Genomic DNA, 13,873 nt, shown 5'->3' with positions numbered 1-13,873 from the left:
CTAACCGCGCTGGTGTTTCCTGCCCATGTACCAACGAATCACCAGCTTTTCCATCTCCACCCAGACCAACACCAACATGCTAAACCCAAAACAGACGGCTAGTTCTGTGCCAGTGAGGGGTTGAGTCCCAAAAAACACTTGCAATGGTTTTACATAAAGCAATGCTAGCTGCAACGCCGTGGTGCAAATTACGGCTGCCAGTAGGAAGGGATTACTAAATAGATTCAGTTCGATCAACAGGCGATGATCCGATCGCGCCGACATCGCATGTCCCATCTGGGCAATGCAGAGGGTGGTAAACACCATGCTTTTCCAATGCTCAGGCATAAATATGGTATCGCTATTACTATAGGCGATCTGCATTAGAATTATGGTGAGGAGGCCAAAAATGATCCCAATCCGAATAATATAGGCTCCCAAGCCACGGGCAAAGATGCTCTCCGTAGGGCTATAGGGCGATCGCCGCATAATATCTGGTTCGGCGGGTTCAACAGCTAGCGCCAGGGCAGGCACACCATCGGTAACCAGATTCATCCATAAAATTTGGAGCGGCGTGAGTGGAACTTCTGGCAAGCCCAGGAATGGTGAGGCGGCAATGGTTAACACCTCACCCACATTACTGCCCAGAATATATTTAATAAAGCGGCGAATGTTGGTGTAGACCACCCGCCCTTCTTCGGTGGCGGCAACGATCGTGGCGAAGTTGTCATCCAGTAGAATCATCTCACTGGCTTCTTTGGAAACATCTGTACCAGTAATGCCCATGGCAATGCCAATATTAGCTTGCTTGAGGGCAGGTGCATCATTAACACCATCACCAGTCATGGCGACAAATTCTTTGCCCCGTTGCAGCGATCGCACAATCCGCAGTTTATGCTCTGGCGAGACTCTGGCATAGACACTAACCCGGCGTACTACTTGGTCTAGTTCGGAGTCGGGAATCTTCTCTAGCTCTGCACCGGACATTGATTGGGTACTGGGGTTAGCGATACCAAGATCCTTGGCGATCGACATGGCGGTAAGCTGATGATCGCCTGTGATCATAATTGGCCGAATTCCGGCGATCTTACAGGTATGAACAGCATCAGCCACTTCCAAGCGGGGTGCATCTCTCATGCCCACCAACCCCAGCCAGACTAGGTTTTGTTCGATTACTTCAGTTGCCTGAGCCGACTCATGGAACTGCTCAGCCGGATCAACTATTTCTTTCTGGGCAAACCCCAGCACCCTTATTCCAGCTTGGGCCAGGGTTTCATTTTGGCTTAAAATATTCTGGCGGTGTCTTGCCGTAATCTCGCTAATTTCATGATCGAGGAAGATCCGATCGCATTTTTCCAGTAATAGCTCCGGTGAACCTTTACTATAGACAATTTGACTTTGATTGCTCTGGCAAACCACGCTCATGCGTTTACGTTCCGCTGAAAATGGCACTTCCGCTTGACGCGGTAATTTAGCCTCTAGAGCAGTTTGCTCAAATTCCGCCTTGGCCGCCAGAGTTAATAGGGCTCCTTCGGTGGGATCGCCCACAACTCCCCAATGGCCACTTTCATCCTGTTGTAAATGGGCATCATTACATAGCACGCAGGCGGTCAGGAGCGATCGCAATTCCAAACAATCATCAATGGTTATATTTAGGCTTAGTTGATCGTCGCTATTGCGGGTGAAGGTAAATTCCCCTGTTGGTACATAGCCGCTCCCACTGACTTGGATCATATAGGAAGGAGTATAAAGAGTTTCTACCACCATTTTATTCTGGGTCAGGGTGCCAGTTTTGTCGGAGCAAATCGTGGTAACTGAGCCCAGGGTTTCAACGGCAGGTAGCTTACGAATCAGGGCATGGCGTTTGACCATGCGTTGAGTGCCGATCGCCAGGGTGACGGTGATTACGGCGGGTAAACCTTCTGGGACTACTGCCACCGCCATACTCAGAGAAGTTTCTAAGAGGCTGAGGAACTCACCACCGCGCAACAGGCCAATTCCCACCACCAGTAAAACTAGAGAGAGAGAGCCATATACCAGCACATTCCCCAATTGATTCATCCGCAATTGCAGGGGAGTGGGCTCATTTTCTACGGACTGCAACATGGAGGCCACTTTACCCAATTCCGTTTTCATGGCCGTGGCGGTGACCACAAATTTGCCTCGCCCTTGAATTACCTCTGTGCCCTGAAACACCATGTTTTGGCGATCGCCGATCGCTTCGTCAGTGGCGCAAACCTGGGTTGCAGATTTATGTACGGCTTGGGCTTCTCCAGTCAAAGCCGCTTCACGCACCCGCAAATTAAAAGCTTCTAATAACCTGCCATCGGCCGAGATTTGTACTCCGGTTTCAATAAATACAATATCGCCGGGGACTAATTCCTTGGCAGAAATTTCTCGGATCTGACCCGCCCGCATTACGCGTACATTGGGTGCTGAGAGCTTTTTGAGAGCCGCCAGGGCTTCTTCAGCGCGACTTTCTTGGACATAGCCAAGGATGCCATTCAGGATTACAATTACGGCGATCGCAATCGCATCTTTGGGAAACTCTCCTTCATGCAGCGAGATGCCAGCGGAAATCACCGCCACTGACATTAGCATGATCAGCATGATGTTAGTAAATTGGTCTAATAATATACTGAATTTGCTGCGTAGTGACTTGCCCTGGATTTCGTTTTTGCCATAGCTAGCCTGCCGATCGCTTATCTGCTCTTGTTCTAGACCGATCGACTGGTCAACGTCCAATTGCCTCAGTGCATCCTGCCAATCAACAGTATGCCAATCCTTGGATGGAAGGGGAGATGCCATGCTTTACTTCATGATTATGTTGTAGGGAGGATATCAATTAATCAGCTTTAAGTTAATCCCCACTATTGATTGTACGGCGATCGGTAGCGACAATGCTGAATCTAAGGCGCTCTCTACGAATGGGCGATTAATGTTTTTAAGCGAAAATACTCAATCCGGGCTATGTTTAAATTGCTAATGGAGGTCAAGTTTAGATTAAATACCCTTCATCAGTAGTGCGATCGCAGTAAGGATTTTTAGCCAAATAATCTTTAACTAGCCTTGAGTCTATGGCCAATAAATCTTGCATGTGCAGGACTTCACAAATTAGACCGAGCCGATCGCCTCACCGGTTTGGGCATGAAACCAATGCAACTTATCGATCGCCAGGCTAAGGGTAATTTCCTCTCCATCCCAGGTTTGTTCCACCGGCAGCAGCGCTCTGATTATATGCTCTGAATTATTTGCACCCTGTACATTCACACTGAGCAAATTACTCATACCTAAATTTTCCACTAGAAAAATACGGCCTTGCACCTTAACCGAATTATTTGTCTCACCAGTAGACTCAGCGGCATGATCACTAGAACTGGCGATCGATACATGTTCTGGGCGTATCCCCAGGTCTATTTCCGGTGGTGGGGCAAAGCCACCCGGCAACGGGATCTTCACATCTCCTAACAAGGCGCGATCGCCCTCGCAATTCAGGGTAAACAAATTCATCTGCGGACTGCCAATAAACCCGGCCACAAAGCGATTGGCAGGATGGGCATAGATATTGGGGGGGGCATCAAGCTGCTGCAAAATACCATCATTGAGCACTGCCACTCGGCTAGAAAGGGTCATGGCTTCCACCTGATCGTGGGTGACATATACTACCGGAGCATTTTGTTTGGCAAAAATCTGCTTGAGATCGGCGCGGACTTGCTCACGCAACAGGGCATCCAAATTACTTAGTGGTTCATCTAGCAAAAATACATCCGGGTTCCGCACCAGGGCTCGCCCCAAGGCCACCCGCTGTCTTTGGCCACCGGAAAGCTTACCTGGTTTACGGTCTAATAGCTTTTCTAACCCTAATAACTTGGCGGTATCTTCAACCCGCTGTTTGATCTCTGATGTATTAATCTTGCGTAGTTTCAAACTCGAAGCCATATTGTCAAACACATTCATATGCGGATAGAGCGCATAGCTTTGAAATACCATCGCAATGTTTCGATCGCCTGCGCCCACATTTGTCACCGGTTGATCGCCAATCCGCACTTCGCCGCGCGTGGGTTGCTCCAGGCCAGAGATTAAGCGCAGGATAGTTGATTTTCCACAACCGGATGGTCCCACCAGGGTCAGGAACTCATTATCGGCAACGGTGAGGCTGAGATCCTTAACTGGAATAGTTTTGGGGTCGTAGGTTTTATTTAAATTAATCAGTTCTAGTTTAGCCATAACTATGATGGGTTTATTTAATGGATTTATTTATAAGCATCTTTTGAGCAATGCTTGGCAGTAAGTAAGTTTGCAGTGGTTTGGTTTGTTCTTAATTTATAGTCGTGATTTATAGTCATTAAAGATTTAAGGAGATTTTAAATCGATCGCGTTTGCAGAGCGCCGGTTTAGCCCTTGACTGCCCCCGCCGTTAGCCCTTGCACAATCTTGCGCTGGAAGAATAACACAATCAGCACCAGAGGCACAGTTCCCAAAACAGTTGCGGCCGCCATTGCGCCATAGGGGATTTCCAGAGCCGTCGCGCCACCAAGCTGCACCGCTGCCACCGGAATTGTTTTCATGCTTTCGCGGGTAATGAATGTCAATGCAAAAATAAACTCATTCCAGGCAAAAATAAATGCCAGAATCCCGGTGGTCACCAGGGCGGGCAATGTCATGGGCAATACAATCTGCCACAGCATTTGCACCGTGTTATAGCCATCGATCTTGGCGGAGTCTTCTAAGTCCTTGGGCAATTGCTCAAAAAAGCTGCGCAGCACCAGGATCGTCAGCGGCAAGTTGATCGCCGTATAGGGAATAATCAGCGCCAGGTAGGTATTGGCAAGGCCAAAAAATTGCACCACCTCCAGCAAACCCAGAAACAGCAAAATGTAGGGAAACAGGGTCACCACCAGCACCAAAGCCAAAATAATTTGCTCGCCTTTGAGCTTCAATCGCGCCAGGGCATAGGCTGCCGGAGCCCCTAACCCCAAGCAAAGCAGGGTGGAAACGATCGCCACAAAGGCACTATTGAGCATATAGACCCAAAATGGACGACGGGCAAACAGTTCAGCGTAGTGATCGAGGGTGTATTGGGTGGGGAAATAGACGTTTGGTACGGCAATGATGTCTTTATTGACTTTGACGGAGGTCAAAAATTGCCACAGGATTGGCCCCAGGCTAAAGGCAGCGATCGCCACGATCATGATCCAAAAAAGAATCGATCGCAATGAGATCGGGTTTTGGGTTGTAGATGTGCCAGGTGGATTAGTTGTCGCCATGAGCTTTTAACTGATTTTGATATTTTGATATTTTGAGTGTATGAGCCGGTAGCCCTATATCGGTAAAGATTCTTGGCCGTAGGATCGAGATTGCTTTAAGAATTTTTGCTTCCATATCACTATCACTACAGATTGCTTTACCACTAATTGCCTTTTAATAGTCTTTACCCAAGGGTGCGGGCATTGAGTTGCCTGCGGATCAAAAAGGCGATCGCCACCACCGCAATCAAAATCAAAAACGTGACCACCACCAAGGCAGCGCCATAGCCAAAATCCAGATAGCGCATCACCGTGGCGTAAATATATAGTGATACCATTTCCGTCGCGCCAGCAGGCCCGCCAGCCGTCATCACCTGCACCAGATCGAACACACCAAAGGATTGGGCAAAGCGGAACAGCAGCGCGATCAAAATCACGGGCATTAGCAACGGCAATGTAATCTGCTGAAAGCTCTGCCAGGGTGTAGCACCATCAATTTTGTGGGCTTCATACAAATCCTCGGAGATCGATTGCAATCCAGCCAGCAGCAAGATCGCCATGAACGAAGTGGTTTTCCAAACATCCGCCGCGATCGTGGCAATCATGGCCAGGGTAGGATCACCCAGCCAGTTCACGCCAGTTGTAATCAAGCCCAGGCGCAGTAAGATATCGTTGAGCACACCATATTGATCATTAAAGATCCAAGTCCAGGTTAGAGCTATTAATGCAGTTGGCAGCGCCCAGGGAATAATCGCAATCGTGCGCAGTGCGCCGCGCCCCTTGAAGGATTGGTTTAAAACCAAAGCAATAATCATGCCCAGAACCAGTTCAAGGGTGATCGCTACCACCGTAAAGATCGAAGTATTGGCGATCGTTTGCCAGAACCTACCATCTAGTGCCATGCGTTGATAGTTGCGCAAGCCAGAAAACACAGGCTCCAGGTTTGTACCCAGGTTCTCGGTAAACAGGCTGAGCCAGAAGGCACGCAGGATCGGATAGGCAAACACCAACGCCAAAACCAACATGGCGGGGATTAATAAAATCCAGCCGGTGCGCTGCTCTCTGCTGCGGAGGGTGTCTTGGGTCATGGCGATTTCTATTTATTTTATTTTATTCAAGATGGATTAAATTAAGTCGCAACTAGGTTTCCAGTAGCGATCGCGTTTCCCTGGCCGCTGTCTGCAATGCCTGCTCTGGACTAAGTCGGCCTGTAATCGCAGAACTCAAATAGCGTTGCAAAATATCGGAAGCCTGGGCATATTGGGCGATCGGTGGTCGTAATACTGCCTTCTGGACAATGCCCAACAATTCGGGATAGTGGCTATATTTACTCACAATGTCGGGGTCATTAAACAAAGCAGCCCGACTGGGCACATAGCCCCACTTCAGCACAAATTTTTTCTGTGCCTCCGCACTGGCAAAATATTCAATTACCCGCCAGGCTTCCTCAGGATGCTTGGTAGTTTTGGCAATACCAAAGCCCCAGCCCCCCTGACAAGCACCGCTATTCTGGCCGGGGGCATGAACCATTGGTTTGATCGCAATTTTGCCCTGAACTGGTGAATCATCACCATTGGCCAAGCTCCAGGCATAGGGCCAGTTCCGCATAAATACTGCTTCTCCTGCTTGGAACGGGCGGCGCACCTCTTCTTCTTGATAGGTGGTGACCCCAGGTGGCGAGACTTCTTCGTTGATCGTACTGGTGAGAAATTCGAGGGCAGCGATCGCCTCAGGTGAATCCAGTCCTACTTCCTTGGTGGCTGGATCTACCCAAAAGCCACCAGAGCCTTCCAGCACTTCCACAAACATAGCTGGCAAGCCTTCATACTGTTTGCCCTGCCACAGGTAGCCCCAGGGCACATCCGTAGTAGCCTGAATTTGCTTGCTGATTTTAATTAACTCAGCATAGGTCTCCGGTGGCTCAAATCCCGCTTGTTCTAACAGGTCTTGGCGGTAATAGAGCATTCCGGCATCGGAGCGAAATGGCATGCGGTATAGCTTGCCCTGATAACTGCCACCATTGACATCGCCAGTTAGGAAATTTGCTAACTCCGCTTCACTAACGCGGGGCGATAAATCCTCTAACCACCCGGCAGCAGCAAACTTAGGTGTCCAGACGATATCCATAAACACCAGATCGTAGGGTGAATCCCCCAGCAAAAACGAGGAAGTATAAAGGTCTTCCACATAATTAGAAGCATTGGGAGACTCGATCAGGTTTAAATGAATATCGGGGTTTTGGGCTTCAAAGTCAGCCACGATCCCAGATTCGATCATCTGCTGTACTTCGATCGCCTGGATCAATACGCTTATTTCGACTTTTTGTTGCGAAAAAACCGCGATCGCTATTGCCAACATGACGATCGTGGTGCCAATAAAAACACTAAAGATCCGCGATCTTTTTCTAACTAGCCATTGCCCCCAACTTTTTAGGCTTAGGAAAGGCTTGGCCACTTTTAGACTAAACATGGTTTCTCACAATGGTTTTCTTAAAATAGTTTAAGTTAGTTTAAGTATGTGCGCTGACCCACTAAATATCTAAATATCTAAATATCTAAATATCTAAATATATTAATCATGGTTTAAATTAAGCTAATCACTAAGAGCGATCGCCAGATCTATTATTAAACTGCCTATTTAAATATATTGATCCAATCTAGGCAGAGTTTTGCAAAATTGCAAATTTATACAACCTTTGTTAATAAATAGATACATCCAGTTTTTGTGATTACCTTGTAGTTGTGATGTATAGCCAGAACCTTGGTTTTATTCGATAATCTAGTTCCAGGAATTCCTAGAACAGTGTTGGGAGCAACCTTGGCAAGGGGACAAATGGCTTGATTGGATCGCAAGCATTGAGATATCTAGGGTATAACCTGGGGCAATTTCATGAGAGCTCTTTGACAAAAATAACGATCGCTTGGAGGTAACTGCTGGCAGCTATATCGATCTTACAAAATACTACACTTGAAAAAAACATTAGTATTTACAAGTCCTGATTAGATCGGCATTGGTAAATTTTTGTGGTTGCCTAAACCAACCCTCGGCTGCTATGTAATCCAGGCGATCGGGTAGTGTTATAACGTTAGTTCCATAAAAAACATCGCTAGCGAAGCAATAGAGCCTTCAGGCGATCGCCAATGACGACAGGTTAGAGCCGATCAGGATTTGTCGAGCTAACATTGTTATAGGTATATATTGATGTGTTAGGGCGATCGTCACGATTGATTCACGAGGTGATTGACCAATGAAAACAATTCGGAAAATCACTGCCGGGATATTTTTAACGATTGGGTTTATGTTTCTGCTCAATGGGGCAGCAGAAATATTTGATCCCAATAGTGATGCCAAGAAAAGTTCAAATATTTTTGTGGGTAGCCTAATGCTAGGGGTGCCCGCTACGGCGATCGGTGGCTACATGGTGATCGGGCTGCGGTCAGATCATCGCAAGGCACTAGCGGCAGCGCAAGCATTAACCCAAGCGCGAATACAAAAGGATCTAGAATGGCTCTTTTTGGAAATGGTGGAAGAGAATAATGGCAAAATTGCCGCAATTCAGTTTGCCATGCTGGCGGATTTGAGCTACGAAGAGGCTAAAGCATTTTTAGATCAACGAGCGATTAAGCTAAATGCAAATTTCAGCGTAGATGAGAATGGGCGCATCTTCTATGAATTTCATCTATAGAGTCTTTTTGCTTTGCATATGCCAGAGACGGTAATATCAAGTCCCCCTAGATTACCCATACAAGTAACCCAGTAAGAGCAATAGTTACATATATTTTGAGGGCATTTGACCGGATTTGATATTTTGATATTAGGATCGCCAATAAATAACCAATCAATAAGCAGATTACCCGTAGTTATGGCTGGTTCTAATTTATTAGTCCACTTTATTAGTTCACGGCACAATTAAATGATTAGAGCCCTTGCAAAAGCCCAAACTTGTAGCAAGATAATAATAATCACTCACTCTGTGAACATGTATGCAAGAACTCGATTTTAGTTTGCAACTTAGCCAACTAGATAAATTAGAAAGTTGCGGCAAGTTAAATCAACCTAATAAGGCCATTTCCAATCCACAATTTCCGGCATATCTACCCCATACTTGCGAGCATAGTTACTGCATTGAATTTGCATATCCTTAAACTTTTCCTTGGCATGGGCTCCGGCGACCTTCAGTTGAGGCACCCGATCGATTACGTCCATGGCAATGCTAAACCGATCGACCTGATTGGTGATCGCCAACTCCAGGGGGGTATTGATATTGCCCTTTTCCTTGTAACCACGCACATGCATATTGTTGTGGTTAGTACGGCGATAGGCCAATTTATGAATTAGCCAGGGATAGCCGTGGAAGTTGAAGATAATTGGTTTATCAATGGTGAACAAACTATCAAAGTCCCGATCGCTTAGCCCGTGGGGGTGCTCAGTTTCCGGTTGCAACTTGAATAAATCCACCACATTAATAAACCGGATCTTGAGATCACGGAAATATTCCCTTAGCAGTGCATTCGCAGCCAGCGCCTCTGAAGTGGGAATATCGCCACAACCAACCAGCACCACATCTGGTTCACTGCCCTGGTCATTGCTAGCCCAATCCCAGATGCCCAAACCTTTCGTACAGTGGTTGATCGCTGCGTCCATATCCATATATTGCAAATGCATTTGCTTGTCAGAGACAATCACATTCACATAATCCTTACTGCGGAGGCAATGGTCAGCGACCGACAGCAAGGTATTCACATCCGGTGGCAAATAGATCCGGGTTACCTCTGGGCTTTTGTTGGTGACCACGTCCAGGAAGCCAGGGTCTTGGTGCGTAAAGCCGTTGTGATCCTGCCGCCACACCGTAGAAGTAATCAACAGATTCAAGGAAGGAATTGGCGATCGCCATGACATCTCAGAGGCCTTCTCGATCCACTTGGCATGTTGATTCACCATCGAATCGATCACATGTACAAAAGCTTCATAGGTGGAAAAGAAACCATGCCGCCCGGTTAAAATATAGCCTTCGACCCAGCCTTCTAAGGTATGCTCACTCAGCATTTCCATCACGCGGCCATCGGGAGCTAGCTCGCCACCATCGGCATCTTCGGGCAAATATTCCGCCAGCCAGGTTTTTTTGGAAACTTCATAAATCGCGGCAAGCCGGTTTGAAGTGGTCTCATCCGGCCCAAACACCCGGAAGTTGTCCATATTGTTTTTCATCACATCGCGCAGGAAGACCCCCAGTGGCTTGGTATTCTCCGCCTCAAACTGGGCTGGCTTATCGATCGCCAAGCCATATTCCCTGAAATTGGGCATCCGCAAATCACGACAGAGTAAACCACCGTTGGTGTGGGGATTTGCCCCCATGCGGCGATCGCCTATGGGCGAAAGGGCTTTGAGTTCAGGTAAGAAAGTCCCATCGGCATCAAATAATTCCTGTGGTTTGTAACTATGCATCCAATCTTCTAGTAGCTTCAAATGCTGAGGATTTTTGGCCACATCACCCATTGGCACCTGGTGCGATCGCCAGAATCCCTCTAGCTTATGGCCATCTACTTCGCTGGGCGCAGTCCAACCCTTGGGGGTGCGAAACACAATCATCGGAAAGCGCTGGAATTTGGCCACACCACTACTGCGAGCTTCTTGCTGAATATGCTTAATTTCCTCGACACAGCGATCGAGGGTAGCGGCCAGGGCTTGATGCATTGTTTCTGGATCGGAACCTTCCACAAAATAAGGCTGATAACCATAGCCCATAAACAAATGTTCCAGGTCTTCATGACTGATCCGTGCCAGGATAGTTGGATTGTTAATCTTATAACCATTCAGGTGCAGGATCGGCAGCACTGCCCCATCAGTAATTGGATTCAGGAACTTATTGGAATGCCATGCGGTGGCCAGGGGGCCAGTTTCGGACTCGCCATCACCAACTACCACCACAGAAATCAGATCAGGATTATCTAACACGGTGCCAAAGGCATGGGAAACGCTATAGCCCAGTTCACCACCCTCATGGATCGATCCAGGGGTTTCGGGGGTACAATGGCTGCCGATCCCACCGGGGAATGAGAACTGCTTGAAAAATTTACGCATTCCCTCGGCATCTTCACTCATATCTGGGAAGACTTCCGAGTAAGTACCTTCTAGGTAAATTGGTGCTAATACCCCTGGTGCGCCATGGCCTGGACCAGATAGATAAATCATATCCAGATCATATTTTTTGATAATCCGGTTCAAATGCACCCAAATAAACGATTGACCAGGGCTCGATCCCCAGTGGCCTAGCAATCGCTTTTTGATCTGATCTACGGCCAGAGGTTCTCGCAATAGGGGATTCTCGCGCAGATAGAGCATTCCCAGAATCAAATAGCAGCAAGCTCGCCAATAGGCATCCATTTTAGCTATCTCGTCGGTGCTGAGGGGAGTTCCCGTAGCGGTCGATCGCGCTTTCCCAAATGCACTAATACTTCTCTGGGCGGAGTTTGTGTCGGAGGATACAACCATAACCTTATTTCCAATTCAGCATCAGTCCATACAGTTCCATTACTAACAGACTTCTTCTGATGACTCTGACTTCTTAAGTATTTCTTTCTACTAATTTTTGTGAGTGGATTGGCCGCTATAAAGCTATTTCTGGGCTTTGAATTGTAAGTTTACTTGCCCTCCCAATCAAGATCTAATACACATCTAATACACAAGCAATTAGGTTGGTTAAGTTAATTCAGCTAACCACTGGTGTAATAGTCTCTGGTTCCTTTAGCCCGAATTGCCTCACCAATCCGATCGAGGGCATGGACATAGGCAGCGGTTCGCATCGGGATTCCCTTGCTTTCGGCGATCGCCCAAATGCTCTCTGTTTCGCGCACCATTCGTTCCTTTAAGCGCGAATTCACCTCATCCAGGCTCCAATACAAGCCACTGCGGTTTTGTACCCATTCAAAATAACTCACCGTTACCCCACCCGCATTGACCAGAATATCTGGGAACACGCGAATACCTCGCTTATTTAAAATCTGATCTGCTTCCGGCGTAGTTGGGCCATTGGCAACTTCAAAGATAAACCTGGCCTGGATTCTGTCTGCATTATGAATCGTAATTTGATTTTCCAGGGCAGCAGGCACCAGGATATCCACATCCAGTTCCAGCAATTCCTCATTTGTAATTACGGAATGTTCTACCACATTGCAAACACTGCCTTCGCAATAAACCGGTTGCAATGATTGCGATTTACTGCCATTGGCCACCTGCCCCGAATTTGCCTGTTTATATTTAATAATGCTGGGAATGTCTAGCCCCATCCGTGAAAAAATGCCGCCTTTGGAATCGCTTACCGCCACGACCCGATAGCCCAGTTCACACATCAATCGCGCCAGGGTTGAACCCACATTCCCGAAACCCTGGATCGCCACGGTAGTGTCACCACGCAGGGGCTTGAAGCGGGGCATAATTGTCTCGATCGTGGCCATTGCGCCAGTTCCGGTTGCCGTATCCCGCCCTAATGATCCCCCCATTGAGATTGGCTTACCAGTAACCACCGCACGGGTGATCTGCCGTTTGATGATGCTATATTGATCCATCATCCAGCCCATAATCATCTGGTTGGTATACATATCAGGTGCAGGGATATCTACGTCGGGGCCAATGAAATCAGCGATCGCATCGATATAACCCCGACTTAAGCGCTCTAGCTCCAGCCTGGACAAGCTTTTGGGGTTCAAGGCAATCCCCCCTTTTGCGCCCCCAAAGGGAATATCCAGGGCAGCGCATTTAAAGGTCATCCAGAACGCCAGGGACTTAACCTCATCCATCGATACATTCTCGTGATACCTAACTCCGCCCTTGGTGGGGCCTCTGGTATTTTCATAGCGCACCCGATAGCCTTGGAAAATTTCTAGTGAGCCATCATCCATCCGCACTGGAATCGACACCTGGAGGCTATGTTTAGGATATTTAAGATGTTCTACCACGTCCTCTGGAATGGAAACATAGTTAAGTGCTTCTTCAAGACGCTGGGTTGCTTCAGAAAAAAGTGATTCGGTCATTGCTCTTGCCTTGGGATGTGCTCCCTGGTTAATGCTGCGATCGCCCTATAAACTTAGATTCCTTGCCTAAATATTTGAATTACTAATGTTTAAATTACTAACGGCTGAGATTATGATCTTCGCGCTGCAAAGTTGAACTTTTATCATTGTTCTATTGATGCCTGGGTTCTATTCATTCCTAGTTGGCAAAGAAACTTAGTGGGACTGAAATTGCTCTCTATTACTAGTATTGACCAGAGCTTGATTAGGCCGCCGGATTTGTTCTTTAAAGTTCTTGATTTTTAACCAAATGCCATGAAACCGTGAAAAGCAAAGTATAAACCAAATAAAAACACGGGAAACTAGGTTGTATTAAAAAAATATCAAAATAATCAAAAAACATAGCCCGAAGGTCTATTTGCTTGGACTTCAGGCTCGTTGCTACGATCGCCACTGCCTTGTTTGCCATCTGTGATTAGCCTCAGCTCAATGCATCCCTGTATTTAGTTTTTATAATTGCTGATAATTGCTGTCCCAAATTTGGCTTGGTGCAGTAGTTTACTAATTAGGCTAACCTAATATACAACTATGGCTAGGTGATTGAATTTATTGATTTGAATTTTCCACATCTTCACATCT

At 47.1% G+C, this 13,873-nt stretch carries 8 protein-coding genes; 1 reads left to right on the top strand and 7 read right to left on the bottom strand.

Annotated elements, in window-relative coordinates; translation table 11 throughout:
• The 5 genes from PSE7367_RS11005 to PSE7367_RS10985 all read right to left on the bottom strand — a co-directional run bounded on the left by PSE7367_RS11005 (window position 1) and on the right by PSE7367_RS10985 (window position 7,694).
• The gene (locus tag PSE7367_RS11005; RefSeq protein WP_015165422.1) at window positions 1-2,787 is read right to left on the bottom strand and encodes a cation-translocating P-type ATPase; all 2,787 of its coding nucleotides are present in this window, start codon (window positions 2,785-2,787) and stop codon (window positions 1-3) included.
• Window positions 2,788-3,093: 306 nt separating this feature from the next.
• Window positions 3,094-4,206, bottom strand: coding sequence for an ABC transporter ATP-binding protein (locus tag PSE7367_RS11000; protein WP_015165421.1), 1,113 nt, complete (start codon window positions 4,204-4,206; stop codon window positions 3,094-3,096).
• 167 nt (window positions 4,207-4,373) lie between these two features.
• Window positions 4,374-5,171 carry a carbohydrate ABC transporter permease gene (locus tag PSE7367_RS10995; protein ID WP_225882709.1) on the bottom strand — a complete coding sequence of 266 codons (798 nt, stop codon included), beginning with the start codon at window positions 5,169-5,171 and terminating at the stop codon, window positions 4,374-4,376.
• 239 nt (window positions 5,172-5,410) lie between these two features.
• On the bottom strand, window positions 5,411-6,313 hold the full coding sequence (locus tag PSE7367_RS10990; RefSeq protein ID WP_015165419.1) for a carbohydrate ABC transporter permease: 903 nt from the start codon (window positions 6,311-6,313) through the stop codon (window positions 5,411-5,413).
• A 52-nt stretch (window positions 6,314-6,365) separates the two neighbouring features.
• On the bottom strand, window positions 6,366-7,694 hold the full coding sequence (locus PSE7367_RS10985) for an ABC transporter substrate-binding protein (RefSeq protein ID WP_015165418.1): 1,329 nt from the start codon (window positions 7,692-7,694) through the stop codon (window positions 6,366-6,368).
• A 778-nt stretch (window positions 7,695-8,472) separates the two neighbouring features.
• Between PSE7367_RS10985 and PSE7367_RS10980 the strand changes: the two genes are divergently transcribed.
• On the top strand, window positions 8,473-8,910 hold the full coding sequence (locus PSE7367_RS10980; RefSeq protein WP_015165417.1) for a hypothetical protein: 438 nt from the start codon (window positions 8,473-8,475) through the stop codon (window positions 8,908-8,910).
• Between the two features lie 371 nt (window positions 8,911-9,281).
• On the opposite strand, the gene PSE7367_RS10975 is transcribed toward PSE7367_RS10980, so the two are convergent.
• Together PSE7367_RS10975 and PSE7367_RS10970 are read right to left on the bottom strand one after the other, a co-directional pair.
• Complete coding sequence (locus tag PSE7367_RS10975) at window positions 9,282-11,717, bottom strand: phosphoketolase family protein (protein ID WP_015165416.1); 2,436 nt, start codon at window positions 11,715-11,717, stop codon at window positions 9,282-9,284.
• 221 nt (window positions 11,718-11,938) lie between these two features.
• The gene (locus tag PSE7367_RS10970) at window positions 11,939-13,255 is read right to left on the bottom strand and encodes a Glu/Leu/Phe/Val family dehydrogenase (RefSeq protein ID WP_015165415.1); all 1,317 of its coding nucleotides are present in this window, start codon (window positions 13,253-13,255) and stop codon (window positions 11,939-11,941) included.
• Between the last annotated feature and the right edge of the window lie 618 nt (window positions 13,256-13,873).

Origin of the sequence: Pseudanabaena sp. PCC 7367 (assembly GCF_000317065.1) — a bacterium.
Lineage (GTDB): Bacteria > Cyanobacteriota > Cyanobacteriia > Pseudanabaenales > Pseudanabaenaceae > Thalassoporum > Thalassoporum mexicanum.
The sequence above is the reverse complement of the archived record's forward strand: the minus strand, read 5'-3'. Positions and strand labels throughout refer to the sequence as shown.